This is a genomic window from Xanthomonas euroxanthea (assembly GCF_900476395.1).
In the GTDB taxonomy this organism is placed as follows: Bacteria; Pseudomonadota; Gammaproteobacteria; order Xanthomonadales; family Xanthomonadaceae; genus Xanthomonas; species Xanthomonas euroxanthea.
The window spans coordinates 72,692-96,827 of the sequence record NZ_UIHB01000002.1; the positions used below are offsets into that span (position 1 = coordinate 72,692).

At 67.0% G+C, this 24,136-nt stretch carries 18 protein-coding genes; 10 read left to right on the plus strand and 8 right to left on the minus strand.

Annotated features, from left to right (window positions below; genetic code table 11):
* Positions 1–4: 4 nt before the first annotated feature.
* Both CPBF1521_RS07410 and CPBF1521_RS07415 read right to left on the minus strand, forming a co-directional pair.
* Positions 5–775 (minus strand): fimbrial biogenesis chaperone, encoded by a 771-nt coding sequence (locus CPBF1521_RS07410; protein WP_115676602.1) that lies wholly within the window; start codon positions 773–775, stop codon positions 5–7.
* 8 nt (positions 776–783) lie between these two features.
* The gene (locus CPBF1521_RS07415) at positions 784–1,308 is read right to left on the minus strand and encodes a Csu type fimbrial protein (protein WP_164739076.1); all 525 of its coding nucleotides are present in this window, start codon (positions 1,306–1,308) and stop codon (positions 784–786) included.
* Between the two features lie 318 nt (positions 1,309–1,626).
* Here CPBF1521_RS07415 and map point away from each other — a divergent pair, with 318 nt between their 5' ends.
* From map to asnB, 7 genes are all read left to right on the plus strand, one after another.
* A complete protein-coding gene (gene map / locus CPBF1521_RS07420; protein WP_039520326.1) occupies positions 1,627–2,403 on the plus strand; it encodes a type I methionyl aminopeptidase in 777 nt (258 codons plus the stop codon).
* The gene (locus tag CPBF1521_RS07425) at positions 2,400–5,009 is read left to right on the plus strand and encodes a [protein-PII] uridylyltransferase (protein ID WP_115676603.1); all 2,610 of its coding nucleotides are present in this window, start codon (positions 2,400–2,402) and stop codon (positions 5,007–5,009) included. The genes map and CPBF1521_RS07425 overlap by 4 nt, the downstream gene beginning before the upstream one ends.
* Before the next feature lie 29 nt (positions 5,010–5,038).
* Complete coding sequence (gene dapD, locus CPBF1521_RS07430) at positions 5,039–6,208, plus strand: 2,3,4,5-tetrahydropyridine-2,6-dicarboxylate N-succinyltransferase (RefSeq protein ID WP_181901149.1); 1,170 nt, start codon at positions 5,039–5,041, stop codon at positions 6,206–6,208.
* Positions 6,205–6,678, plus strand: coding sequence for a hypothetical protein (locus CPBF1521_RS07435; RefSeq protein ID WP_115676604.1), 474 nt, complete (start codon positions 6,205–6,207; stop codon positions 6,676–6,678). The genes dapD and CPBF1521_RS07435 overlap by 4 nt, the downstream gene beginning before the upstream one ends.
* Positions 6,675–7,031: an arsenate reductase gene (locus tag CPBF1521_RS07440; RefSeq protein WP_115676605.1), complete on the plus strand. Its 357-nt coding sequence runs from the start codon at positions 6,675–6,677 to the stop codon at positions 7,029–7,031. The genes CPBF1521_RS07435 and CPBF1521_RS07440 overlap by 4 nt, the downstream gene beginning before the upstream one ends.
* A gap of 111 nt (positions 7,032–7,142) precedes the next feature.
* Positions 7,143–8,276 (plus strand): succinyl-diaminopimelate desuccinylase, encoded by a 1,134-nt coding sequence (gene dapE, locus CPBF1521_RS07445; RefSeq protein ID WP_115676606.1) that lies wholly within the window; start codon positions 7,143–7,145, stop codon positions 8,274–8,276.
* Positions 8,277–8,570: 294 nt separating this feature from the next.
* A complete protein-coding gene (gene asnB, locus CPBF1521_RS07450) occupies positions 8,571–10,265 on the plus strand; it encodes an asparagine synthase B (RefSeq protein WP_115676607.1) in 1,695 nt (564 codons plus the stop codon).
* 69 nt (positions 10,266–10,334) lie between these two features.
* On the opposite strand, the gene hpaM is transcribed toward asnB, so the two are convergent.
* From hpaM to CPBF1521_RS07465, 3 genes are all read right to left on the minus strand, one after another.
* Complete coding sequence (hpaM, locus tag CPBF1521_RS07455; protein WP_104583382.1) at positions 10,335–11,384, minus strand: type III secretion-associated outer membrane-bound protein HpaM; 1,050 nt, start codon at positions 11,382–11,384, stop codon at positions 10,335–10,337.
* A 230-nt stretch (positions 11,385–11,614) separates the two neighbouring features.
* Complete coding sequence (locus CPBF1521_RS07460) at positions 11,615–13,759, minus strand: TonB-dependent siderophore receptor (protein ID WP_115676608.1); 2,145 nt, start codon at positions 13,757–13,759, stop codon at positions 11,615–11,617.
* A 571-nt stretch (positions 13,760–14,330) separates the two neighbouring features.
* Positions 14,331–16,754 carry a penicillin acylase family protein gene (locus tag CPBF1521_RS07465; protein ID WP_181901150.1) on the minus strand — a complete coding sequence of 808 codons (2,424 nt, stop codon included), beginning with the start codon at positions 16,752–16,754 and terminating at the stop codon, positions 14,331–14,333.
* 149 nt (positions 16,755–16,903) lie between these two features.
* On the opposite strand from CPBF1521_RS07465, the gene bfr reads away from it, so the two are divergent.
* The gene (gene bfr, locus CPBF1521_RS07470; protein ID WP_039511630.1) at positions 16,904–17,389 is read left to right on the plus strand and encodes a bacterioferritin; all 486 of its coding nucleotides are present in this window, start codon (positions 16,904–16,906) and stop codon (positions 17,387–17,389) included.
* Positions 17,390–17,674: 285 nt separating this feature from the next.
* On the opposite strand, the gene CPBF1521_RS07475 is transcribed toward bfr, so the two are convergent.
* The 3 genes from CPBF1521_RS07475 to CPBF1521_RS07490 form a co-directional block, all read right to left on the minus strand.
* Positions 17,675–18,331: a thiopurine S-methyltransferase gene (locus CPBF1521_RS07475; RefSeq protein WP_115676610.1), complete on the minus strand. Its 657-nt coding sequence runs from the start codon at positions 18,329–18,331 to the stop codon at positions 17,675–17,677.
* 565 nt (positions 18,332–18,896) lie between these two features.
* Positions 18,897–21,140, minus strand: coding sequence for a DNA topoisomerase IV subunit A (parC, locus tag CPBF1521_RS07485; protein WP_115676611.1), 2,244 nt, complete (start codon positions 21,138–21,140; stop codon positions 18,897–18,899).
* Positions 21,141–21,200: 60 nt separating this feature from the next.
* On the minus strand, positions 21,201–22,052 hold the full coding sequence (locus CPBF1521_RS07490; protein ID WP_104648357.1) for an AraC family transcriptional regulator: 852 nt from the start codon (positions 22,050–22,052) through the stop codon (positions 21,201–21,203).
* A 123-nt stretch (positions 22,053–22,175) separates the two neighbouring features.
* Here CPBF1521_RS07490 and CPBF1521_RS07495 point away from each other — a divergent pair, with 123 nt between their 5' ends.
* Positions 22,176–22,616 carry a MarR family winged helix-turn-helix transcriptional regulator gene (locus CPBF1521_RS07495; protein WP_115676612.1) on the plus strand — a complete coding sequence of 147 codons (441 nt, stop codon included), beginning with the start codon at positions 22,176–22,178 and terminating at the stop codon, positions 22,614–22,616.
* Between the two features lie 23 nt (positions 22,617–22,639).
* Complete coding sequence (locus CPBF1521_RS07500) at positions 22,640–24,127, plus strand: AdeC/AdeK/OprM family multidrug efflux complex outer membrane factor (protein ID WP_181901203.1); 1,488 nt, start codon at positions 22,640–22,642, stop codon at positions 24,125–24,127.
* Positions 24,128–24,136: the final 9 nt, after the last annotated feature.

Here is a 24,136-nt window from a genome sequence, read left to right on the forward strand (position 1 = left end):
CGCATCACGGCGCTGTCGGCGCTGCCAACAAGGTGCGTTCGTCCGCCTCACCATTGATCCTTGCGATGATGGTGCCGCGGCCGAACTGGGCCAGCGGTGCACCCAGTGACCAGCGCATGGTCTGGCCGGGCAGGACATAGCCCACCAGCCCGTTCAATGCGGTCTTGGTCGTGCCGTCGACTCGATGCTGCAGGTCGGCGACCTGGGCGTGCCCATTGCCGGTGTTGCTGATCTGGATCTGCGCAGTGCCGTCGCTGCCGGCGATCACCTGCGTGTTCAAGGTCGGCGCGGATTCGGTCTTGCCCGGCGGCAGCAGGAAGATCGGCACCGAGTAGCGCAGCACGAACTGCATGCCCTTGCGATCGGCATCGGCATTGGGCAATTCGTCGACGATGATGCGGTAGCAGGCTTCCTCGCTGGTGGGCGCGGGCCCGGCGCGAATGACCCGGATCAGCTGGCGCTCGCCGGCGGCCAGCGTGCGCATCGGCGGGCTGATCAGCAGTTCCTGGGTCGGGTCCAGCTGATCCTTGCCGTCGCGCTGGGTCCAGCGATAGGCCCGGGTCTGTACCTGCACCGGCGCGCTGCCGCTGTTGCTCAGCCACAGCCCGTCGGCGGACTGCTGCGCGTTCAGCGTCAGCGAGGTCGGTGCCAGCTGCAGGCTGGCCGCATGGGCCGGTTGCAGCGGCCAGCCGCTGCCAAGCGCCAGCATCAGTGCCAGCCCGGCCGTGACCAGCCGGCCCGGCATCCGGTAGGACAGGGGGTGGTGCAATGGCATGCGCGCGCTCAATAGACGATCGTGGCGGTGATGGTGTCTTGGTAGGTACCGGTGGCGGGATTGTTGGCCGACGGGTTGGTCACGCGGCCGTAGACCGGATAGACCTGGTTGATGCCGGTGGCGGTGCGGCTCAGCGTATTGGTGCCGGTGGTGCTGCCCCAGACCGTGCTGCGGCCCAGATCCTGGTACAGCTGGTAGGCGATGAAGTTGTTGGTGGTGACCAGCGCATCGGTGTTCTTCATGCGGCGGGTGGTGACGTCGTTGGCGGTGCCGGCATTGCTGCCCGCGCTCAACGCAATGTTGTAGGGGGTCAGCGCGGTGCACTGTGCGGTCACGCTGCCGTTGGCGTCGGCATTGGCGGTGGAGGTGGACAACACCGAGCCGAAGTCGACGTCCGTCGCGGACGCGGCGGTGATGGTGCAGGCCTTGGTGACGGCGATCTTGACGTTGAATGTGGTGGTATCTGCTGCAGTGGCAGCGCCAATGGTCGAGAGCAGGCCAAGGGACAGCAGGACAGGGCGGACAGTACGCATGGACATTTCCTTGACCGGTCTGGTCATTGGTGACGCGACGACTCGTCGCCCCTGACCAAATGCATCAGCCATGCCAAAGATTACCCTGAATGATTTGGCTATCTCACTGTTTAACCTCAGGGTTTTTCCCGAAAGTGCGATGTCTTTCGGATGACTCCGCTGACAGGCTTTTTGACGCGCGCGGTAGTGCGTCACACATGAATACGTGGCGCCGCCAGTTTCCTGCTGCCCCGTCCGTTTCTGCGGTTCTGCCTCCGCAACGCAAAAACGCGCGCGCAGGCCGTTCAGATTCAGCCCGAATCGGCGATAATCGTGGCCATGAGCGTCAATCTGAAAACCAAAGAAGAAATCGAACTGATGCGCGTCGCCGGCCGTCTGGCCGCCGAGGTGCTCGATGTCGTGGCTCCGTACGTGCAGGCGGGCGTGACCACGGCCGAGCTGGACCGCATCTGCCATGACCACATCGTCAACGTGCAGGGCACCATTCCTGCCAATGTCGGCTATCGCGGCTTTCCCAAGAGCGTGTGCACCTCGGTCAACAACGTGATCTGTCACGGCATCCCGAGCGCGGCCAAGGTCCTGAAGGACGGCGACATCGTCAATATCGATGTCACCGTCATCAAGGATGGCTGGCACGGCGACACCAGCCGCATGTACTACGTCGGCACGCCATCGGTGATGGCCAAGCGGCTGGTGGAAACCACCTACGAAGCGATGTGGCGCGGCATCCGCGCGGTCAAGCCGGGCGCGACGCTGGGCGATGTCGGTCACGCGATCCAGAAGTTTGCCGAGGCCGAGCGCTTCAGCGTGGTGCGCGACTACTGCGGCCACGGCATCGGCAAGGTCTACCACGACGAGCCGCAGGTGATGCATTACGGCCGCCCCGGCGAAGGTCTGGTGCTCAAGCCCGGCATGACCTTCACCATCGAACCGATGATCAACGAAGGCACCTACCACCATAAGACCCTGCCGGACGGCTGGACCGTGGTGACCAAGGACCGCAAGTTGTCCGCCCAGTGGGAACACATGGTCGCGGTGACCGAAGACGGCGTGGATGTGCTGACGCTGTCGCCGAACGCTCCCGCGCCGGTATGACGGCCACGCCGGCGGACCGACCCGACCCGGGTGCCGCCGGCGATGCCGAGTGGGCCGCGCAGGCGCGCCCGCTGCTGGTGCACGCCGACATGCGGCTGTGCAAGCGCTTCGACCAGGGCGAGCCGATCGAGCGCCTGGTGGCCTTGCGCGCACGCGCGGTCGATCAATTGATGCGCAATGCGTGGACGCGCTGCATCCCGGCCGATGCCGAACTGTCGTTGCATGCGGTCGGTGGCTACGGGCGCGGCGAACTGTTCCCGCGGTCGGACGTGGATGTGCTGGTGCTGGGCGAGACCGGCGTGCAGCAACAGCACGAGCAGGCCCTGGCGCGGTTGTTTGCCTTGCTGTGGGATGTGGGCCTGCCGATCAGCCACGCGGTGCGCTCGCCGGCGCAATGCACCGCCGCGGCCGCCGACCAGACAGTGCTGACCGCCTTGATCGAGTCGCGCCCGCTGGTGGCCGGCAGCCAGGCGCGTGCGGCCCTGGCGGCCGCGATTTCGCCGCAACAGGTCTGGCCGGCGCGCGAATTCTTCCAGGCCAAGCGCGAAGAGCTGCTGGCGCGGCACCAGCGCTTCGGCGATACCGCCGACAATCTCGAACCGGATATCAAGGACGGCCCCGGTGGTCTGCGCGACCTGCAGACACTGGGCTGGATGGCGCTGCGCGCGTTCGGGGTCAAGGATCTGGAAGCGCTGGTCGGGCTCGGCCATGTCGGCTTCGACGAAGCCGCAGCGCTGCGGCGCGAACGCGAGGAGCTGGCGCGCTTGCGCTTCGGCCTGCATCTGGTCGCCAAACGGCCGGAAGAGCGGCTGGGGTTCGATTACCAGAAGACGCTTGCCCAGCGGCTGGGCTTTGCCGACGACCCGGAGAGCCTGGGCGTGGAAAAGATGATGCAGCGCTTCTACCGCAGCGCTGCGTTGATCCGCCGCATCAGTGACCGCTTGCTGCAGCGCTTCGAAGAACAATTCGATGGCGAAGCGGTGCCGGAGCCGCTCGGCGAGGGCTTCAGTCTGCGTCGCGGCTATCTGGCCGCGGATGCGGTGGACTGGCCGGCCGGCGATGTGCTGCAGGTCTTTGCGCTGTTTGCGCAGTGGGCGGCGCACCGCGAGGTGCGTGGGCTGCATTCGCTGACGGCGCGCGCGCTGGCCGAGGTGCTGCGCGAGTTGCCGGCCTACGACGTGGCCGGTGCGACTGCGCGCGACCGCTTCATGGCGTTGCTGCGCGGCCCGCGGGCGGTGGAGTCGCTCAACCGCATGGCGCGCCTGGGCGTGCTGGGCCAGTGGATCCCGGCATTCGCCAGCGTGTCCGGGCGCATGCAGTTCGACCTGTTCCATGTCTACACGGTGGACCAGCACACCTTGATGGTGCTGCGGAACATCGCGTTATTCGCCGCCGGTCGCGCCGACGAGCGTTTTTCGATCACCCACGAAGTCTGGCCGCGCCTGCGCAAGCCGGAATTGCTGCTGCTGGCCGGGCTGTTCCACGATATCGCCAAGGGCCGTGGCGGCGACCATTCCGAGCTGGGCGCGGTGGATGCGCGCGCGTTCTGCCAGGCGCACCGGCTCAGCGACGGCGATACCGCGCTGGTGGCCTGGCTGGTGGAGCAGCACCTGCGCATGTCGGTGACCGCGCAGAAGCAGGACATCTCCGACCCGGAGGTGATCCACCGTTTCGCCACCCTGGTCGGCACGCGCGAGCGCCTGGACTACCTGTACCTGCTGACCTGCGCCGACATCGCCGGCACCAGCCCCAAGCTGTGGAACGCGTGGAAGGACCGCCTGCTGGCCGACCTGTACTTCGCCGCGCGGCGCGCGCTGCGCGAGGGCCTGGAACATCCGCCGCCGCGCGAAGAGCGCCTGCGCGAAGCGCGCGAGTCCGCACGCGCGTTGATGCAGGCGCAAGGCCACGACGATGCCACCATCGACCGCCAGTTTGCCGGCATGCCGGATGAAAACTTCCTGCGCTTCCGTCCCGAGCAACTGGCCTGGCAGGCGGTCTCGCTGATCGAAGTGCAGATCGGGCAGACCCTGGTCAAGGCGCGTCGCGCGGTGCCGGACAACGACGCGCTGGAAGTGTTCGTGTATTCGCCCGATCGCGATGGCCTGTTCTCGGCGATCGTCGCCACGCTGGATCGCAAGGGCTATGGCATCCATCGCGCCCGCGTGCTGGATGCGCCGCACGATGCGATCCTCGACGTGTTCGAGGTGCTGCCGCAGGACAGCTCCGCCGATGGCGACCCGCAGCGTCTGGCTGCGGCCTTGCGCCAGGTGCTGGCCGGCGACCTGCACAAGGTGCGGCCCTCGCGGCGGGCGGTGCCGCGCCAGCTGCGCCACTTCCGCTTTGCGCCGCGCGTGGAATTCAGCGAAAGCGCCGGTGGCCGCCGTACCCGCATCAGCCTGGTGGCGCCTGATCGCCCCGGCTTGCTGGCCGATGTGGCCAATGTGCTGCGCCTGCAACACCTGCGTGTGCACGATGCGCGCATCGCCACCTTCGGCGAGCGTGCCGAAGACCAGTTCCAGATCACCGACGAGCACGACCGCCCGTTGCCCGAATCCGCACGGCAGGCGCTGCGCGATGCGCTGTGCGCCTGCCTCGATCCCACCTAAGTAGTCCGTCAGTCCGTTCGGAGACCCCCATGGCCACCAGCAAGAAGACCGCGCGCAAGCAGGGCGCGACCACCACCAGCGCAGCGCCCAAGCGCGCCACGCGCGACAGCGGCAAGGCGCGTCAGGCACCGGCTGTCGACAAGACCAAGGTCACCGCGGCGGCCGGCAAGGCCGTTGGCGCCGGCAAACGTGTCGTCAAGAAAAGCGTTGCCAAGAAAAGCGCGGCCAAGCCGGCCGCCAGTGCGGCCCCGCGCGTGGCCAAGCAGCCGACCAGCGTGGTGTCGGCACCAGCTGCCAAGAAGGCTGCCGCTGCAAAGAAACTGCCGATCGCCGAAAAGGCGGTGCAGGGTGCTGCAACGCAGGTGGGCAATGACGAACTCAGGTTCGGCATCGAGAATGCGTTCGAGCGCCGCGCCAGCCTGACCGTCGATGAGATCGACGGCTCCACCCGCGCCATCGTCACCCGCGTCATCGACGGCCTGGAGCGCGGCGAGTTCCGCGTTGCCGAGCCGGACGGGAAGGGCGGCTGGACCGTCAACGAATGGTTGAAGAAAGCCGTGCTGCTGTATTTCCGCGTCAACGAGATGGCGGTGATCGACGCGCAGCCGGCGCCGTTCTGGGACAAGGTGGAGTCGCGTTTTGCCGGCTTCGGCGAGGCCGAGTTCCGCAAGGCCGGCGTGCGCGTGGTGCCGGGCGCGGTGGCGCGGCGCGGCAGCTACTTCGGCAAGGACGTGGTGCTGATGCCGAGCTTCACCAACATCGGCGCCTATGTGGGCGAAGGCACCATGGTCGATACCTGGGCCACGGTGGGGTCGTGCGCGCAGATCGGCGCGCATTGCCACCTGTCCGGTGGCGCCGGCATCGGCGGCGTGCTCGAACCGCTGCAGGCCAGCCCGACCATCATCGAAGATCATTGCTTCATCGGTGCGCGTTCGGAAGTGGTCGAAGGCGTGGTGATCGGTCACCACAGCGTGATCGGCATGGGCGTGTTCATTGGCCAGAGCACGCGCATCTACAACCGCGCCACCGGCGAGATTTCCTACGGTTACGTGCCGCCTTACAGCGTGGTGGTGTCCGGCCAGCTGCCGTCGAAGGACGGCTCGCACTCGCTGTATTGCGCGGTGATCGTCAAGCAGGTGGATGCCAAGACGCGCAGCAAGACCAGCGTCAACGAGCTGCTGCGCGGTCTGGCCGATTGAGTAGCGCGCAGCCGGTGCTCGGCGCCACGGTGTCGCGTCCGGCCAGTGGCTGGATCCGTTGGGGCATCCCGGCCATGTGGTTGGGATGGGTAGCGCTCTACGTGGCCGGCGCGCTGGTGCGCGATGGCGTGCCGCAGCAGCTGGAGGTCCTGCGTTGGCTGGCGCCTGCACTGGTGGTGCTGATGACGCTGCGTCTGGCATGGGTATCCACCCGCTGGGCGCAGGTCCGCGATGCGGGCGATGCACTGGTGATCGTCCAGCATGGACGATCGCAGCGCGTGGATCTTGCCGAGTTGCGCTCGGTCGATGCCGCATGGCTGATTCCGCCACGGCGGATGGCGCTGAGATTCCACGGTACACGCGCCGATGTGGTGTTCCTGCCCGCACACGGGCAGGAACACGATCAACTGGTAACCACCCTGTTGGCGCGTGCAAACGCGCGCCGCGGGGTCGAGAAGGAGACGAGATGACCACGCTCTACGGATTGAAGAACTGCGACACCTGCAAGAAGGCGACCAAGTGGCTGGACCGCTTCGGCGTGGCCTACACCTTCGTCGACTACCGCGAGCACCTACCCGCGCCGGAGACGCTGCTGGATTGGGCCGGCAAGGCCGGCGGATTCGAGGCGATGATCAACAAGTCCTCGACCACCTGGCGGCAGCTGCCCGACAACAAGAAGACGCCGGGTTCGGACGCCGAATGGAAGCTGCTGCTGCGCGAATACCCGCAATTGATCCGCCGCCCGGTGGTGGTGAGCGACGATGGTGCGTTCAGTCAGGGCTTCTCCGACAACGGCTTCAAGGCCAGGTTCAACATCGCCTGATGGCGCCATCGCGTCATCGGCTCGCGCATATGTGTGCGTGGCGGGCGCGTGGAAGGCCAGCTGCCTGCTGCTGCGGCGGCCCGGGTGCATCTTTTTATCGGAAGGACGAGCATGACCAGTGACGTACTGCAACTGACCTGTGAGCTGATCGCACGCGCCTCGGTGACACCGGACGATGCCGGCTGCCAGGCGCTGATTGCGCAACGCCTGGAGGCCGCCGGATTCACCTGCGAGCACCTGCGCCTGGGCGAGGTCGACAATCTGTGGGCCACGCATGGCAGCGGTGCGCCGGTGCTGGTGCTGCTCGGGCACACCGATGTGGTGCCGCCGGGACCGCGCGAGGCGTGGACCAGCGATCCGTTCGATCCGCAGATCCGCGATGGTGTGCTGTACGGGCGCGGCACGGCCGACATGAAGGGCAGCGTGGCCGCCTTCGCGATCGCTGCCGAACAGGTCGCCGCCGCCCATCCGCAGCATGCCGGCACGCTGGCGGTGTTGCTGACTTCCGATGAGGAAGGCGATGCCATCGATGGCGTGCGGCGCGTGGCCGAGCTGTTGCGCACGCGCGGGCAGGCGATCGACTGGTGCATCACCGGCGAGCCCTCGTCCACCGAGCGGCTGGGCGACCTGCTGCGCGTGGGCCGTCGCGGCAGTCTGTCCGGCACGCTGACGGTGAAAGGCGTGCAGGGGCATGTGGCGTATCCGCACAAGGCGCGCAATCCGATCCATCTGGCCGCGCCGGCATTGGCCGAGCTGGTGGCACGGCAGTGGGACGAGGGTTTCGAGAGTTTTCCGCCGACCAGTCTGCAAATTTCCAACATCCATGCCGGCACCGGCGCCAATAACGTGATTCCGGGCGAGCTGCAGGTGGCCTTCAATCTGCGCTACACCCCGCTGTGGGATGCGCCGCGGCTGGAAGCGGAGATCGTCGCATTGCTGGATCGCCACGGGCTGGACTATGCGCTGCGCTGGCATCGCAGCGGCGAGCCGTTCTATACCCCGGAAGGGCGCCTGCGCAGCGTCGCACGCGAGGTGCTGGGCCAGTTTGCCGGCGCGCCCCCGGAAGAAAGCACCGGCGGCGGCACCTCCGATGCACGCTTCATCGCACCGTTGGGCGCGCAGTGCATCGAAGTCGGCCCGGTCAACGCCAGCATCCATCAGGTCGACGAGCATGTACGCGTGGCCGATCTGCAGGCCTTGCCGGCGCTGTACCGCAGCCTGATCGAGCGGCTGCTGGTCGACTGAACTGCCTGGCTGCCGCCCTTGTTGCCGCTGAAACAGTTGCGCCCGCGAAAACGAACGGTTAGCGTCGGCCACATGGTCTTCCAGCGCGCCAACCTCAATAACGCCAACCGCAACAATCTGCGCGCGAACAATCGTGCGCGGCCGATGCGGGTCTGCGACTAGGCGACGTCCACCAAACGCCCAGGAATCAGAGAACCCGCATCGGCCGATGCGGGTTTTTTTATGGGTGTCATTCTCGTGCAGCACGCTTTCCACCGGCCGCCAACCCCCGCAGTTTCATCCAGGAGTGTTTCCATGTGTTCCATCTTCGGTATTTTCGGCCTGCAACCCGGTGACGATCTGCAGGCCTTGCGCCGGCAGGCACTGGAATGTTCGCAGCGGCAGCGCCATCGCGGACCCGACTGGAGCGGGGTGTATGTCGACACCGGCGCGATCCTGGTGCACGAGCGCCTGGCCATCGTCGACCCGGCCGGCGGCTCGCAGCCCTTGTTGTCCGACGATGGCGCGCTTGCGCTGGCGGTGAATGGCGAGATCTACAACCATCGCGAGCTCAGGCAGGAACTGGTGCAGCCGTACGCCTTCCAGACCGGCTCCGATTGCGAGGTGATCAACGCGCTGTACCGCGAGGATGCGCCGGCGTCCTACCTCAACCGCCTCAACGGCATCTTCGCGTTCGCGCTATGGGACAAGGCCGCCGGGCGGGTGATCATCGCGCGCGATCCGATCGGCGTGGTGCCGCTGTACTGGGGCCACGATCGCGAGGGCCGGCTGCGGGTGGCCTCGGAGCTGAAGTCGCTGGTGGACGATTGCGCCGATGCGGCGCAGTTCCCGCCGGGTCACTGGTACGACAGCGCCACCGGCGCATTGAGTCGCTATTACGAGCGTGCCTGGCGTGAATACGCCGAGGTGGAAGGCGTGCAGGTGCAGTTGCAGGAATTGCGCGAGGCCTTCGAGCGCGCGGTGCATCGTCAGTTGATGACCGATGTGCCGTATGGCGTGCTGCTGTCCGGTGGGCTGGATTCGTCGTTGGTCGCCGCGGTTGCCGCACGCTACGCGCGCCATCGCATCGAAGAGAACGACACCACCGAAGCCTGGTGGCCGCGCCTGCATTCGTTCGCGATCGGCTTGAAAGGCTCGCCGGACCTGGCCGCTGCAAAAGTCGCCGCCGCCGCACTGGGCACCGTGCATCACGGCTTCGAGTACAGCTTCGAAGAAGGCCTGGATGCGCTGCCCGAGGTGATCCGCCATATCGAGACCTACGACGTCACCACCATTCGCGCCTCCACGCCGATGTTCCTGCTGGCGCGCCGCATCAAGGCGATGGGCGTGAAGATGGTGCTGTCGGGCGAAGGCAGCGACGAGATCTTCGGTGGCTATCTGTATTTCCACAAGGCACCGAACGCGCGCGAATTCCACGAGGAACTGGTACGCAAGCTGGATGCGCTCAACAACTACGATTGCCTGCGCGCCAACAAGTCGATGATGGCCTGGGGCGTGGAGCCGCGCGTGCCGTTCCTGGATCGCGAGTTCCTGGACGTGGCCATGCGCATGGACGCCAGCTTCAAGATGATCGACAAGACCAGCAGCGGCGCCACGCGGATGGAAAAAGGCGTGTTGCGCGAGGCGTTTGCCGGGTATCTGCCCGAATCCATCCTGTGGCGGCAGAAGGAGCAGTTCAGCGATGGCGTGGGCTATGGCTGGATCGATGGACTCAAGGCACATGCCGCCGCGCAGGTGAGCGACCGCGAGCTGGCTGCCGCTTCCAGGCGTTTTCCGGTCAATCCGCCGCAGACCAAGGAAGCGTATTTCTATCGCACGCTGTTCGAACAGTTCTTCCCCAGCCAGGCGGCCGCGGAGACGGTGCCGGGCGGCAAGTCGATCGCGTGTTCGTCGCCGACCGCGATCGCCTGGGATGCCAGCTTCGCCGCGATGGCCGATCCCTCCGGCCGTGCGATTGCCGGCGTGCACGAACAGGCGTTGGCGTCGTAACGCTGCTGCATCCCAAGTTGCAACTGCAGCGGCCGGCATGCGCGCACGCGCTGCCGGCCGCTGCTGCGCTCACTCGTGGCGCACGCAGTAGCCGTAGCGCTGCGGCTCGATATCCACACCGGCCACATCGGCCTGGTTGTTGCGCCACAGGTTCGGCTTGAAGTCGGCCGCAGTGCAGTTGGCGGCGCGGTCCACGCCGATGGTGTAGGTGAACGGCGTGTTGGAGAAGCGGTTGTTCTCGAACACGTTGTCCTGGCTCATGCTGTTGTCCCAGCACAGGATTTCCGGCGTGCGATAGCGGATGGCGCAGGCCAGGAAGACGCCGGCGACCTTGTTGCCGTCGAACTGATTGTTGCTGAAGCGGTTGCGGCGCGCGTCGGACAGATAGATGCCCTGGCTGCCGTTGCGCTCGAAGCGGTTGTTGCGGATCTCGCTGTCTTCCAGATGTTCGGTGGTCAGGCCTGCGGCCACGTTGTCGTGGATGTAGTTGTTGACCATCGTGACCTTGGCGGTGCGGTTGAACGACACCCCGTCCCAGATCGCGCCGGAGACATCATTGTTTTCGATGGTGATCTCGCGCGTGTCGTACTCGCTCAGCAGGCAGGCGCTGCGGCACTTGTTGACCTGCAGGCCGGCCAGGCGAATCCCCTGGCCGGAACGCACGACCACCGCGCTATTGCTCAGGTACGGGCGCTCGGGCATGAATTCCTTGTCGCCGGTGCTGGCGACGATCTGCATGTCCTCGATGCTGACATTGCGGATCACGCCGGTAGGCTGCTGGTTTTCGTAGTCGCCGACCACCAGCGCCGGTTGCTGCACGCCATCGGCCATGCGCAGCACCGTGGTCGGACCCGTGCCACGCAAGGTGAGATTGCCGCGGTGGATCGAGACCAGGCCATTGAGCGGAAATTCGCCTTTTTCCAGGCACAACACCGCACGCGTATCGCTTTGCGGAAGCTTGTCGATGGCTTTTTGCAGATCCTGCCCGGGGCGCAGCTTGGCGGTGCAGGCCGCGACCGGCGCGTCCGGTGGGCCGGACTTGGCGGGCGGCGCTGCCGAGCAGGCAGTGGCAACGAGCAGGGGCAACAGGGCGGAAACGGAGCGGGCAAGCTGAGGCATGCGGATTCCGGTCAGTGGGGGGAAGAGGGCGATCGTGTGGAAACACTTCCAGATCGCGACGGCCTCTAGTGTGTCCCACCGGACGTTAAAGTCTGGCTGATTCCGGCCGGCCTGATTCGGCGCAGGTTCATTGCACTGTCGTGGTCGAGGCCGCAATCGTGCATGCGGTGGCCGACGAACGTCACACTTGAGCAACGTTCGAGACCTGCACAGACGCGTGCTCGCCCTGCTCAGAAATCGTAAGCCAGCTGCGCGTAAATGCGGCGCGGTTCGCCAGGAAAGTGGCCGGTGCGCTCAGTGAACCCGCTGACGGCGTACACCTTGTCGAACAGGTTCTTGACGTTGACCTGCAGCTTCCAGGCATCCCATTGCGTCTGCCAGCTGATGTCGAAGATGGCATACGGCTTGACGCGCTGGCCTTCCAGGCTGACCCGCTCGCCCACATAGTCGGCACCGAAGGCAATTGCCGAGTTCCAGGCCGGCAGGTCGTAGCGCGTCCACAGGCCGAAGGTGTTGCGCGGTGCATTGGCGAAGCGGTCGCCGGACGCGTTGGTGATGCCGTTGGTGCCCGCATCCAGCACGCGCGCATCGTTGTAGGCATAGGTCAGGTTGAGCACCCAACGCTCGGTGAGGTCGGCCAGCAGATCCACTTCCAGGCCTTCGCTGCGCACCAGGCCGAGCGCGGCGAGTTGATTGACCCCAGCGACGATGCTGCCGTCGGCCTGCACGATGTTGCTGCGTTCGATGCGATACAGCGCGGTGTTGAGCGTCAGCCCGCCGTCGTTGAGCGCGGTCTTCAGGCCTACTTCCCACTGCGTGCTGCGCTCGGGATCGAACGGGCCACCGACGCTGCTGTCCTGATTGGCCGCATCCTGCGGCAGGAAGCCGCTGGCATAACTGGCGTACGCGTTGACGCCATCGCGCAGCACGAAGGTGCTGCCCACACGCCAGCTGAGATCGTTGCCGGTGACGCGCGAGCCGTCCAGCCGGTTGTCGTCCTTGAAGCCGTCCCAACGCAGTCCGGCCATCGCAAACCAGCGCGGCGTCAGCGTGAGTTCGTCCTGCAGATACGCGCCGTAGCGCTGGCTGCGCGTGCTGGTGGCGCGCCAGGGCAGGCTGTCCAGACCGTAGTCGTAAAAGCCGCTGCGCCCGTACACCGGGTTGAACAGATCGATACCCGGCACCGGCCCGCGCACGCGGCCGGTGTCGGCGGTGTTGGCGGTCTGCGCGCGGAAATCCGCATCCAGCCGATAGTAGTCCGCGCCCATCAGCAGCTTGTGCTCGATCGCGCCGATGCGGGTGCGGAACACGGCGTTGACGTTGCTGGAGATCGCATCGTTGTCGCGGAACTGGTTGCGCAACTGCCGCGTCATCCATTCGGCGGTGCCGTCGCCATCGCGGTCGATCAGGCCCATCGGCTCGTGATAGATCTGATGCTCGTCGTTCTTGAACCAGCGCAGCGCCATGTCCACGTCCCACGCATCCGACGGCGCAAAGCGGTACTGCGCGAATGCGACCTTGGCGCGCATGTCGAGGAAATCGGTGGGTTCGTTGTGGTTCCAGCGCCGGTCGGTGAGGAAGTTGCCGTCGTCATCCACCGGCACGCCACGCAGGCGATTGCCGCCCAGGTTCTGGGTGATGTCGGTGTACTGCAAGGTGAGCTCGCCGGTCTGGCCGATATCGAACGCCACCGACGCATCGCCGATCTGGCTCTGGCTATCGGTGTTGCGGCGAAAACCGTCCTCGCCATCGGCATAGGCGCCGACGCGGTAGCGAATGCGTCCGTCGTCGCGTGCCGGCCCGGTGGCCTCGAACGAGGCGGCTCCGAAGGATTGATTGCCCGCCTGCAGCTCCACCCGACGCGCGGCCTGATGGCCGGGCTTGCGGGTGACGTAATTGATGACGCCGCCGGGTTCGCCGCCGCCGTACAGCGCACCGGCCGGACCCTTGAGCACTTCCACGCGTTCGATATTGAACAACTGCGGCACCGAGAAGCCGGCATACGGATCGCCGCGCAATCCGTCGTACAGCACGTTTTCCTGGCGGAATCCGCGCAGGGTGACGCCGGCATAGCTGAAGAAGCTGATGCCGCTGATGCTGCGATACAGGTCGGTGATCTGGCGTGCGGCCTGGTCGTCGATCAGTTCGCGCGGCAGTACCTGGACCGACTGCGGAACCAGCGCCAACGGCGTGTCGGTGCGTGTGGCCACTGCGGCGTCGTCGGATTTGTACAGCGTCTGCGCACGGCCCACGACCTGGACGCCATCCAGGTCGGTGACGGTTGCCGAGGTGCTGCCGTGTTGTTGAGCGAAGGCGCGGGGCGAAGGCAGAGCGAAGGCGGCGGCGAGCGCGGTGACAAGGAGCGTGGGGCGCATTGGTCACTAATGGGAATGGTTATCAAATGCATCTTAGCATGTTGTGCTCGCTTGATTGCGCAGGTCGGCGGGTGGGCGTTGCGGCACAGACTGCCGCGTGCGCGTGCGCATGCGAGGTGCGAGGTGCGAGGTGCGAGGTGCGAGGTGCGAGGGTGCGAGGTGCGAGGGTGCGAGACGCCGCATGCGGCATGCGAGGCGCGAGCTGCGGTCTGAGATCTGCAAGTACCGGGACGCGCAATGCCCCCGGTCGCACGGTGTGTGCCCGTACCCTCACGCCAATCCCTTTCCCGACGAGAGAGGGTTCGCGGCTGTCCTACTCCCTCCCGGAGAGGTGCTCGCGGCTGACCTTCTCCCCCCCGGAGAGGTGCTCGTGGCCGTCCTTCTCCCTTCCCTGAGAGGCGCTCGCGGCTGTCCTTCTCCCCCTCCAGGTGCTCGCGGTCGTCCTTCTCCCCTCCCGGAGAGGTGCTCGTGGCCGTCCTTCTCCCCTCCCGGAGAGGTGCTCGTCGCTGTCCTTCTCCCTCTGGGAGAAGGTGCCCGAAGGGCGGATGAGGGCCCGCGCGAAGCCTCGTGCCTACTTCGGCTGCAGTCGCAGCGTGTAGCGGGTAGCGGTCGGCAGGAAGGGGGTCGGCCGGCCGTGCACCCAATCCTCGTGCCCCGCGCCCCAGAACGGCGACAACGGATGTCCGCTCTGGCCGCCCGGCATGTGCACGATGCCGTCCTGCTCGTGGCCGGGCGACACCACCATGCGTTCGGAGGCGCCGAAGGCCGGGCCTTGCACGCGCGGCATGTCGCGATCGCCGGGCAGCTGGTCGGGCGGCATGCACAGCCAGCGCTTGGCGAGCGCTGGCAATGCCCGCGCGATCGGGTGACAGATGGCAGCGGTGTTGCGTTCGCCCCAGCTGCGTTCACTCACGGGGCTATCCGGCGAGGCGCCGTCCTGCGTAGCGAGCTCCGCCTGCGCGTTGCGTGCCGCTTCGGCAAGCAACTGGTCCCAGTTCGCATAGGTCGGCGGCAGCAGATGCGCCGGGCGTTGCTGCAGCAATGGCCAGACGATGCCTTCCAGTTGCGCGCGACGCGGCGGTAAAAAGTCCTTGCCAAGCGCGGCTTTTGCCGGGGCCAGCAGGCCGGCTTCCACTGCGTCGATGGTCATGCCGCGAAAGCCGCGCACGATGCGATAGCTGGCAGAGCGGGTGGAGGCGTGCCCGTCCCACTGCCGCGTGGCGGCTTCGATCTGCTGCAAGGCCGGGTCCTGGCTGTGTTCGACCACGCTGCGCAACAACTGCCACCAGCGCGTGAGCAGCACGGCGCGATCGTCGAGCTGGATGGCGAGCAGATCCAGTTCGTTGAAACGCTGCCTGGCGAACAAGTCGTCGCGGATCTGCTGCGCTCGCGCGCCCAGGTCGTAGCCGGCATTGCCGAGCGTGGCCAATTGCTGCACATCGACGACGCGGCTGTTGGCGGTCCAGAGCCGGTGCGAGGGGGGATCGATCAGCGCAGGGGCGGCGTCGCTGCGCACCGGCCAGGGCAGGCAGCCGGTCGGCGCGGGTGCCGAGGCTGTGGTGACCGCAGCCGACGGCAATGCCGCGTCCGCGTGCTGCGCCGAACCCGCCAGTTCGGCGATGCCGCTCGGGCCACACCCGGCATTGCGCACCGGGCGCGCACCGATCAACCGCCAGGCGATGCGCCCGCTGCGATCGGCCAGCAACAGATTCTGTGCCGGAATGCCCGAACGATCCGCCACGGCAAAGGCGGCCTGCAGATCGGCCGCGGTGCTCATCTGCGCAAAGTCCAGGCGGATCGCGCCGGGCAGCTGCGCGGCCCAGCGAAGCGCCAGCACGCTGCCATCGGGGTTGTCGTGCAGGATCGGTCCCCACGCACTCTCGCGGACCGCAAAACGCACCGGTGCGGCGCCGGCCACGCGAATCGTTTCGACATGGGTGGTGAGCGCCTGCGGATGGCCCGGCGTGGCCGGCGCAATCCGCGCAAAGTCGGCGGTGTCGATATAGCTGTTGGTGAAGGCCCAGGCCACATGCCCATTGCTGCCGACGACCACCGCCGGCAAACCGGGCAGGGTGAAGCCGGTGACATCCACCTTGCCGTTGGGCGCGCCGGTGTCCGGGTAACGCAGGCGTGCACGGAACCAGATGTTGGGCGCGCGCAGGCCCAGGTGCATGTCATCGGCGACGATGGCGCGGCCGTCGCTGGTGAGGCTGCCGTCCACGGCGAAGTTGTTGCTGCCCGGCGTCGGCGGCTCGGCGCCGGGCGCGGCGGCCGGATGCGGCAGGCGGCGCAGGTCCAGTGCGGCGGCGTCGGGCAGCACGGCATCGCCTTGCGCGGCGCCGAGCAGCGGGGCATCCCAGCTGGAACCTTGATGATCGAGCAAGGCCGCCAGCGCCGCCGGCACCACCGCCCGGATGCGTGCGGCTGCCAGTTCGGTCTGGTTGTCGTTGTCCTGCAGGTCGGCATACATCGCCATGCCGGTGAGGATGGAGTCGTCCAGCGTCCACGGCCGCGGCGTCTGCCGCAGCAACAGGTACGGCCACGGGCGCACGCGCAGGGCGGCCAGCCCGGCATTGACGCCCTCGGTATAGGCCTGCAGCGCCGCGCGCTGGCTACCGGCGGCGACATCCAGGCTGGCCTGCACGCGGGCGCGCAGCCGGTGCACGCGATTGCGCTTGTCCAGGTCCAGCGCCGCGGCGCCGAACAGCTCGGACAACTCGCCGGCCGGTGCGCGGCGCATCAGGTCCATCTCGAAGTAGCGCTCCTGCGCATGCACATAGCCGAGTGCGCGCATGGCATCGACCTGGCTGGCCGCATCGATGGTGACCACGCCGCGCCGGTCGCGTTGCACGCTGACCGGTGCCGCCAGGCCCGTCAGTGCGCTGTTGCCGTCCAGCTGCGGCAGGCTGCCACGCATCAGCAGGTACACGGCCAACAGGGCCGCCACGGCCAATACCACGATTGCCAGCAGCAGCCGGCCCAGCCATTTGCGCATTGTTGTCGGGTCCTTGAGTTCGGTCACAGTGTGGCCGCCGGTCATGACCGTGGCGGGTCTGGCCGCAAGCGCAACTGAAAGTGATTCCGATTAGATCATTGCCCGGCGGGTTAGGGCACCATGCGCGCATTGCGTCGCTGGAGCACATCATGAAAGGCCATCCCGAAGTCGTCGACTACCTCAAACAGCTGCTGCGCGGCGAACTGGCGGCACGCGACCAGTATTTCCTGCACTCGCGCCGTTACGAGGACCAGGGCCTGATGGCGCTGTACGAGCGCATCAACCACGAAATGGAAGAGGAGACCGAGCACGCCGACGCGTTGCTGCGGCGCATCCTGTTCCTGGAAGGCGACCCGGACATGCGGCCGGCCGAGTTTGCGCCCGGCAAGACCGTGGTGGAAATGCTCGAGCGCGATCTGGTCGTGGAATACGAAGTGCGCGCCAATCTCGCCGCCGGCATGAAGCTGTGCGAAGAGCACGGCGATTACGTCAGCCGCGACATCCTGCTCAAGCAGCTGCAGGACACCGAGGAAGACCACGCCTGGTGGCTGGAGCAGCAGCTCGGCCTGATCAAGCGCATCGGTCTGGAGCTGTATCAGACCTCGAAAATCGACAAGGGGCATGTCGCCGGCTGAGCCCGGTGACCTGCGCTGCGCAGCCGCCGAGCGGGCGCAGCGCAGGTTTGCAGCCGCGGGTGCCGGGTTGTGCTGTGCATTGCCATCGCCGCGTGGTCTGGGCCGGCTGCCGGCTGTCTACTGCAGCATGCCGCCTGGCGCGTCACACCGTTCGGCAACACCGCTGCGTGGCGCAATGCCGCGCGGTTGGTGATCGGCTCGCAAGGCGCCGATCGTGCGGCGCATGCGGCGGCCGACTGCCGTGACGGCATGGTCCGGCTACGACGGAGCGTTTGCCAGGGACAATCAGTTGCGCTGCAGGCGATACACGCCGGTCGACAGGGCAGTGACGCCATCGGCACGGAAGCGCGGCTCCTGGTCGAGGATGTCGCGGTGTTCCAGTTGCTGCACCTGCCATTGCGTGCCGAACAGGGTGTGCACCTCGGCAGCGTCCACCGAAAACGGCGGGCCGGCCTTTTCGGCCTGCGGATAGTCCAGGGTGATCAACAGGCCGCGGCATCCCGCAGGCAGCTGCGCGTACACGCTGTGCAGATAGCGTTGGCGCAGGCCGGCAGGCAGGGCGATCAATGCGGCGCGGTCGTAGACGGCGCTGCAACCGGCCAGCATGCCTGGCTCCAGTGCAAATGCGTCGCCGCAGATGATTTCGATCGGGCCGGCGATGAAGTGCTCGCCCGCGCGGCTGGTGTGTCGCTGCGGTTGCAGGCCGGCGTCATCGAAGAAGTGCGTCACCGCCAGCGGCGACAGCTCCACACCAAGCACACGATGCCCCTGGGCGGCCAACCAGTGCAGGTCCAGCGTCTTGCCGCACAACGGCACCAGCACGCGGGCAGCCGTCGGCAATTGCAAGGCCGGCCAATGTTTTTGCAGCAGCGGCATCACCTCGTCCTGATGGAAGCCGGTCTGACCGTTCTGCCAGCGTTGCAACCAGAATGCTGTGTCCATGATGGTGTCTTGCCGGTTTGCGTTGACGAGTGACGTGTTGTCGGAATGACAGTGGCAGTGCAGATCGAAATGAGCCGCTCAGACCATACCGCACCGCCGCGCGACATTTACTGCGCTTACCATGCACACCGACCCTCTCGACTGGTCCTTGCCCGCCCAGCGTCGCGGGACCTTACGCGACATGGATGCCACGTAAGAGCTTACAAGGACGTACTCGCAGCGTGTCCCGCGATGGTGGGCGGACAAGGGCACTGCAGCCAAGCCGCAGATCAGCCGCTCCACAACCGACGCATCTGCATCGTTCGGTTACCTCTCAAGGCGATGCAGAGCCTGAGCCTCAGCGTAGCCTCGCCGTTGCAAACCAACCCGGCCGAGGTCGCGATGCCCTAAAGCCGGCAGCGTCCAGCTGGCGGTAGTTTTGTGGGTCGCCCAAGACCGCACGGCCAACGCGCCATCGCGCGGCGCGTCAGCGCATCACCGTTGCACTCCAACCCGTCGACCTTCTGCCGCGCCTCAGTAAATCGAGGCAGCGGCAGCGTCGAACGCGCGCGTCGGTGAACAGCCGTTACTGCACTTCCAACCCGTCCACCTTTTGCCAGCCACGCGGCAACAACGCCCCGCGACTCGCGCGCGCGCCCACATACACATCCAGATCCTTGAACGACAGGCTCATGGTGCGTGCGCCGCTGCGCACCAGCAGCGTGTTGCCCGGTGCCACCGCCACCACCGCGACCACGCGCTCGGTGCCAAGCTTGGCCTTGGGGATGTCGATGATCTTGTTGCCTTTGCCCTTGTCCAGTTCGGGCACATCGCTGGCCGTCACCGCCAGCAGATTGCCGGCGCTGGTGACGGCCACGATGCGGTCGCTCTGCGGGTTGGTCACCTGCGCAGGCGTCAGCACATGCGCGCCGGTGGTCAGGTTGAGCATCGCCTTGCCGGCCTTGTTGCGACCGGTGAGGTTTTCGAAGCGGGTGACGAAGCCGTAGCCATGCGAGGACGCCAGCACGAAGCGGGTGGCGTTGTCGGCACTGGCCATGACCTGGAATGCCGCGCCCGAGGCCGGCGAGAAACGGCCGGTCAACGGTTCGCCGTTGCCGCGTGCCGAGGGCAGGGTGTGCACCGCAGTCGAATAGGCGCGGCCTTCCGAATCCAGGAAGGCCACCTGATGCGTGCTGCGGCTGCGCACCGCCGCCAGCAGGCTGTCGCCTTCGCGATACGACATGCCGGCCGGATCGACCTCGTGGCCCTTGGCCGCGCGTACCCAGCCCTTTTCCGACAGCACCACGGTCATCGGTTCGCTGGCGACCATCTCGGTTTCATCGATCGCCTGGGCGGCGCCACGCTGCACCAGCGGCGAGCGACGCGCGTCGCCGAACTTCTTGGCGTCGGCGGTCAGTTCGTCCTTGATCAGCTTCTTCAGCTTGGTCTTGCTTTCCAGGATGGCCAGGATCTGTGCGCGTTCCTTGGCCAGTGCTTCCTGCTCGCCGCGGATCTTCATTTCTTCCAGGCGCGCCAGCTGGCGCAGCTTGGTTTCCAGGATGTATTCGGCCTGCTCTTCGCTGAGCGCGAAGCGCGCGATCAGGACCGGCTTGGGCTCGTCCTCGCTGCGGACGATACGGATCACTTCATCCAGGTTGAGGAAGGCGGTCAACAAGCCTTCCAACAGGTGCAGGCGGCGCTCGACCTTCTGCAGGCGATGGTTGAGGCGGCGGGTGACGGTGTCGCTGCGGAAGGTCAGCCACTCGCTCAGCAACTGGCGCAGGTTCTTTACCTGCGGGCGGCCGTCCAGGCCGATCACATTGAGGTTGACGCGGTAACTGCGCTCAAGATCGGTGGTGACGAACAGGTGGCCCATCAACTGTTCGGCGTCGACACGGTTGGAGCGCGGCACCAGCACCACCCGCACCGGGCTGGTGTGGTCGGACTCGTCGCGGATGTCTTCCAGCCACGGCAGTTTCTTGGCGCGCATCTGCTGGGCGATCTGCTCGATCACCTTGGACGGCGAGACCTGGTACGGCAGCGCGTCGATGACGATGTTGGCGTGTTCTTTCTTGTAGGTGGCACGTGCGCGCACGCTGCCGTGGCCGGTCTCGTAGATTGCGCGCAGGTCGGCCACCGGGGTGATGATTTCGGCGGTGGTCGGGTAGTCCGGGCCGAGCACGTGTTCGCACAGTTCGGCAACCGTGGCATCGGGATTGTCGAGCAGGCGCAGCAGCGCGCTGACGATCTCGTTGAGGTTGTGCGGCGGCACATCGGTGGCCATGCCGACGGCAATGCCGGTGGTGCCGTTGAGCAACAGGTGCGGCAGGCGCGCCGGCAGCCAGGTCGGCTCCTCCAGCGTGCCGTCGAAGTTGGGCGCCCAATCGGTGGTGCCCTGGCTGATCTCGCCCAGCAGCACCTCGGCGATCGGGGTCAGCTTGGATTCGGTGTAACGCATCGCCGCGAACGACTTGGGGTCGTCGGTGGAGCCGAAGTTGCCCTGGCCCTCGATCAGCGGGTAACGGTAGGAGAACGGCTGCGCCATCAGCACCAGCGCTTCGTAGCAGGCGCTGTCGCCGTGCGGATGGTACTTACCGATCACATCGCCCACGGTGCGCGCGGATTTCTTCGGCTTGGCCGCGGCATTCAGGCCCAGCTCGCTCATCGCGAAGATGATGCGCCGCTGCACCGGCTTCAGGCCGTCACCCAGGAACGGCAGGGCGCGGTCGAGCACCACGTACATCGAATAGTCGAGATAGGCGCGTTCGGCGTACTCGCGCAGCGGCAGCTGCTCGAAGCCGTGGAAGGTGGGGCGGGTCAGATCGGTCATGTAAAGCCAGGTCCTACGAAAGAGGAGCCCGCGCCGTGGCGCGCGCTCGAAGAGCGCCGATTATCCGGATGCGGCGGGGGATGCCAAGCCGCGCGCATGCGTGCCGGCCAGATAACGCGTGGGTGGGGCGCCGAAATGGCGGTGAAACACACTGACGAAGGCGCTGGGGCTGCTGTATCCGAGCTGGTCGGCGACCTGGGCGACCGGGCTGCCCTGGCCGAGCCGCCGCAGTGCTTCCGCCAGCCGGGCCTGCTGCCGCCATTGCGCGAAACTCAACCCGGTCTCGCTGCGGAAATGCCGGCTCAGGCTGCGCGCCGACAGCCCGCCCCAGTCGGCCCAGGCATCCAGCGGGCGCGGGTCGGCCGGCGTCTCCAGCAACTGCCGGGCGATGCGCAGCAGCCGGCGGTCGGCCGGCATCGGCAGGTGCAGGTGGTCGATCTGCACCTGCCGCAGCTCGTCCAGCAGCACCGCGGCCAGGCGTTGCCGCGCGGGGTCCAATGGCTGACCCAGGGGCCAGTCGGCTGCGCGCATGATCACCTCGCGGGCGAGTGCAGTCAGGCGGATCACCCCGCCTTGCGCGGGCAGCGCAGCGCAGGCATCCGGCCGGACCACCACGCCCCAGCCGCGCAGCGGCCCGGCCAGCTCCACGGTGTGCTGCTGCCCGGGCGGCATCCAGCCGGCGCAGCCCGGCGGCAGCGACAGGGTCCCCTGCTCGGTATGCACCGTCAGCACGCCGTGCTCCACGTACATCAATTGCCCGCGGACATGGGCGTGCCGGACCGCCTCCGGCGCCCATACCGCGCGCAGATTGGCCAGGAACGCGATCACCTCCGGTCCGTCGGCCCACTCGAAGCTGTCCCGCACACCGGGCGGCAGCGCATCGACCGTGGTTGGCGGGTTTTCGACAGTCATTGGCGCAATTGTATTACCAGGCCAGGCGTTCAGCCGCGTAAGGTGGCGATCCTTGCTGGCGGTTTAATCCCTTCCGGGATATTTGCGTTGACAAATATATTTTTCGGAAGAAAATAGCCCGCCATGAATGACCTCACCACCACCTCGCCGTCGTTCGGGCTGCTGTTGCGCCAGGTGCGTGACGCGCTGATGCGCCAGCTCGATGCCGAAATGAAGGGCGAGCTGCCGGACTTCGGCTTCAGCCACTACGTCGGCCTGAAGATCCTGGCGGTGCGCTCGCCCTGCACGGCCAACGAGCTGGCGCTGGCGCTGGACCAGACCCCGAGCGCGGTCACCCGCCTGCTCGACAAGCTCGAAGCGCTCGGTGCGGTGCGACGCGAGCCGCATGCGCAGGACCGGCGTGCGCTGCAGATCGTCATGACCGAACAGGGCGTGGCGCTGTGGGAGCGCCTGAAGCTGCGCGGCGAACGCGCCATCGAGCATGGCCTGCGCGATCTGGCCCCGCCCGAGCGCGAGCAACTCACCTCTCTCCTCATCCGTGTCCGCGATGCACTCAACTCATGAACGCTGCTAGTTCCCCGATTCAGATGCTGCGCCTGCGGTCCACGCAGCTTGCGCGGCCGCTCGTCCTCACTGCGCTGACGCTGGCGCTGGCCGCCTGCGCCAGCAGCCGCGGGCTTGCCCCGCAGGGCACCGTGCTGGAGCCGGGCGCGCTGCATGCCGAGCGCACCCTCGCCCAGGCCAACCTGAGCCCGGCCGCCTGGCCGACCAGCGACTGGTGGCGCGCCTTGGGCGATGCGCAATTGAATGCGCTGATTGCCGAAGGCCTGCAGCACAGCCCCAGCCTGGCCGCGGCCGACGCACGCCTGCGCCAGGCGCAGGCACGCATCGGTACCGCCCAGGCCGATCGCGGCCCCAGCCTGTCGGTCTCCGGCGGCTACACCGGCCTGCAGTTGCCCGAATCGATGGTGGGCGAGGAGCGCGGCGGCAGCTATGCCGGCAGCGCGCAGGTGGTGCTGGACTTCCGCTACGGCGTGGACCTGTGGGGCGGCAAGCGCGCCACCTGGGAAGCGGCGGTTGACCAGGCGCATGCGGCCGACGTGGATGCACAGGCGGCACGCCTGAACCTGTCGGCGGCGATTGCCGAGGCCTATGCGCAGCTCGACTATGCATGGCGCCTGCACGACGTGGCCAACGATGAATTGACCCGCGCGCAGAAGACCCTGGACCTCACCCGGCAACGCCGCAGCGCCGGCATCGACAGCGATCTGCAGGTGCGCCAGGCGCAGGCCCGCGTGCCGTCGGCGCAGCAGCAGCTGCAGTCGGCGCAGCAGCAGATCGACCAGGCGCGCAACGCGCTGGCCGCCCTGGTCGGGCAGGGCCCGGATCGCGGGCTGGAGATCGCTCGCCCGACGCTGGGCGCGGCCATCGCCGCGCAGCTGCCCAGCAACCTGCCGGCCGACCTGCTGGGCCGCCGTCCCGATGTGGTCGCCGCGCGCTGGCGCGTGGAGGCGGCCAATCAGGACATCGCCGCGGCCAAGACCCGCTTCTACCCCAGCTTCAACATCACTGCACTGGGCGGGGTGGTGAATCGCGACGTCGGCCAGTTGCTGGAAAGCGCCTCGGTACTTGGCGTGGTTGCGCCGGCGCTGAGCCTGCCGATCTTCGATGGCGGCAAGCTGCGCGCCAATCTGGCCGGCAGCGATGCGCAGTACGACCTGGCGGTGGCCGATTACAACCAGAAGGTGATCGACGCCCTGCGCGAGGTGGCCGACCAGGTCAACGCGGTGCGTTCGCTGGAGCAGCGCACACGCGCGCAGGACGACGCCGTGCAGACCGTGTTGGCCGCCTTCGCGCTTGCCCAACAGCGCTACCACGCCGGCATCGGCAGCTATCTGGAAGTGCTCAGCGTGCAGGAGCAATTGCTCACCGCGCGCGAGCGCATGGCCAGCCTGCAATCGCAACAACTGTTGGCCTCGGTGAGGTTGCAGCGTGCCCTGGGCGGCGGATTCACGCCGGAACCTTCGCGCGATACCGCACACGCCGAGACCACTTCCGCACAACCGAATTCCTGAGACAGCGAC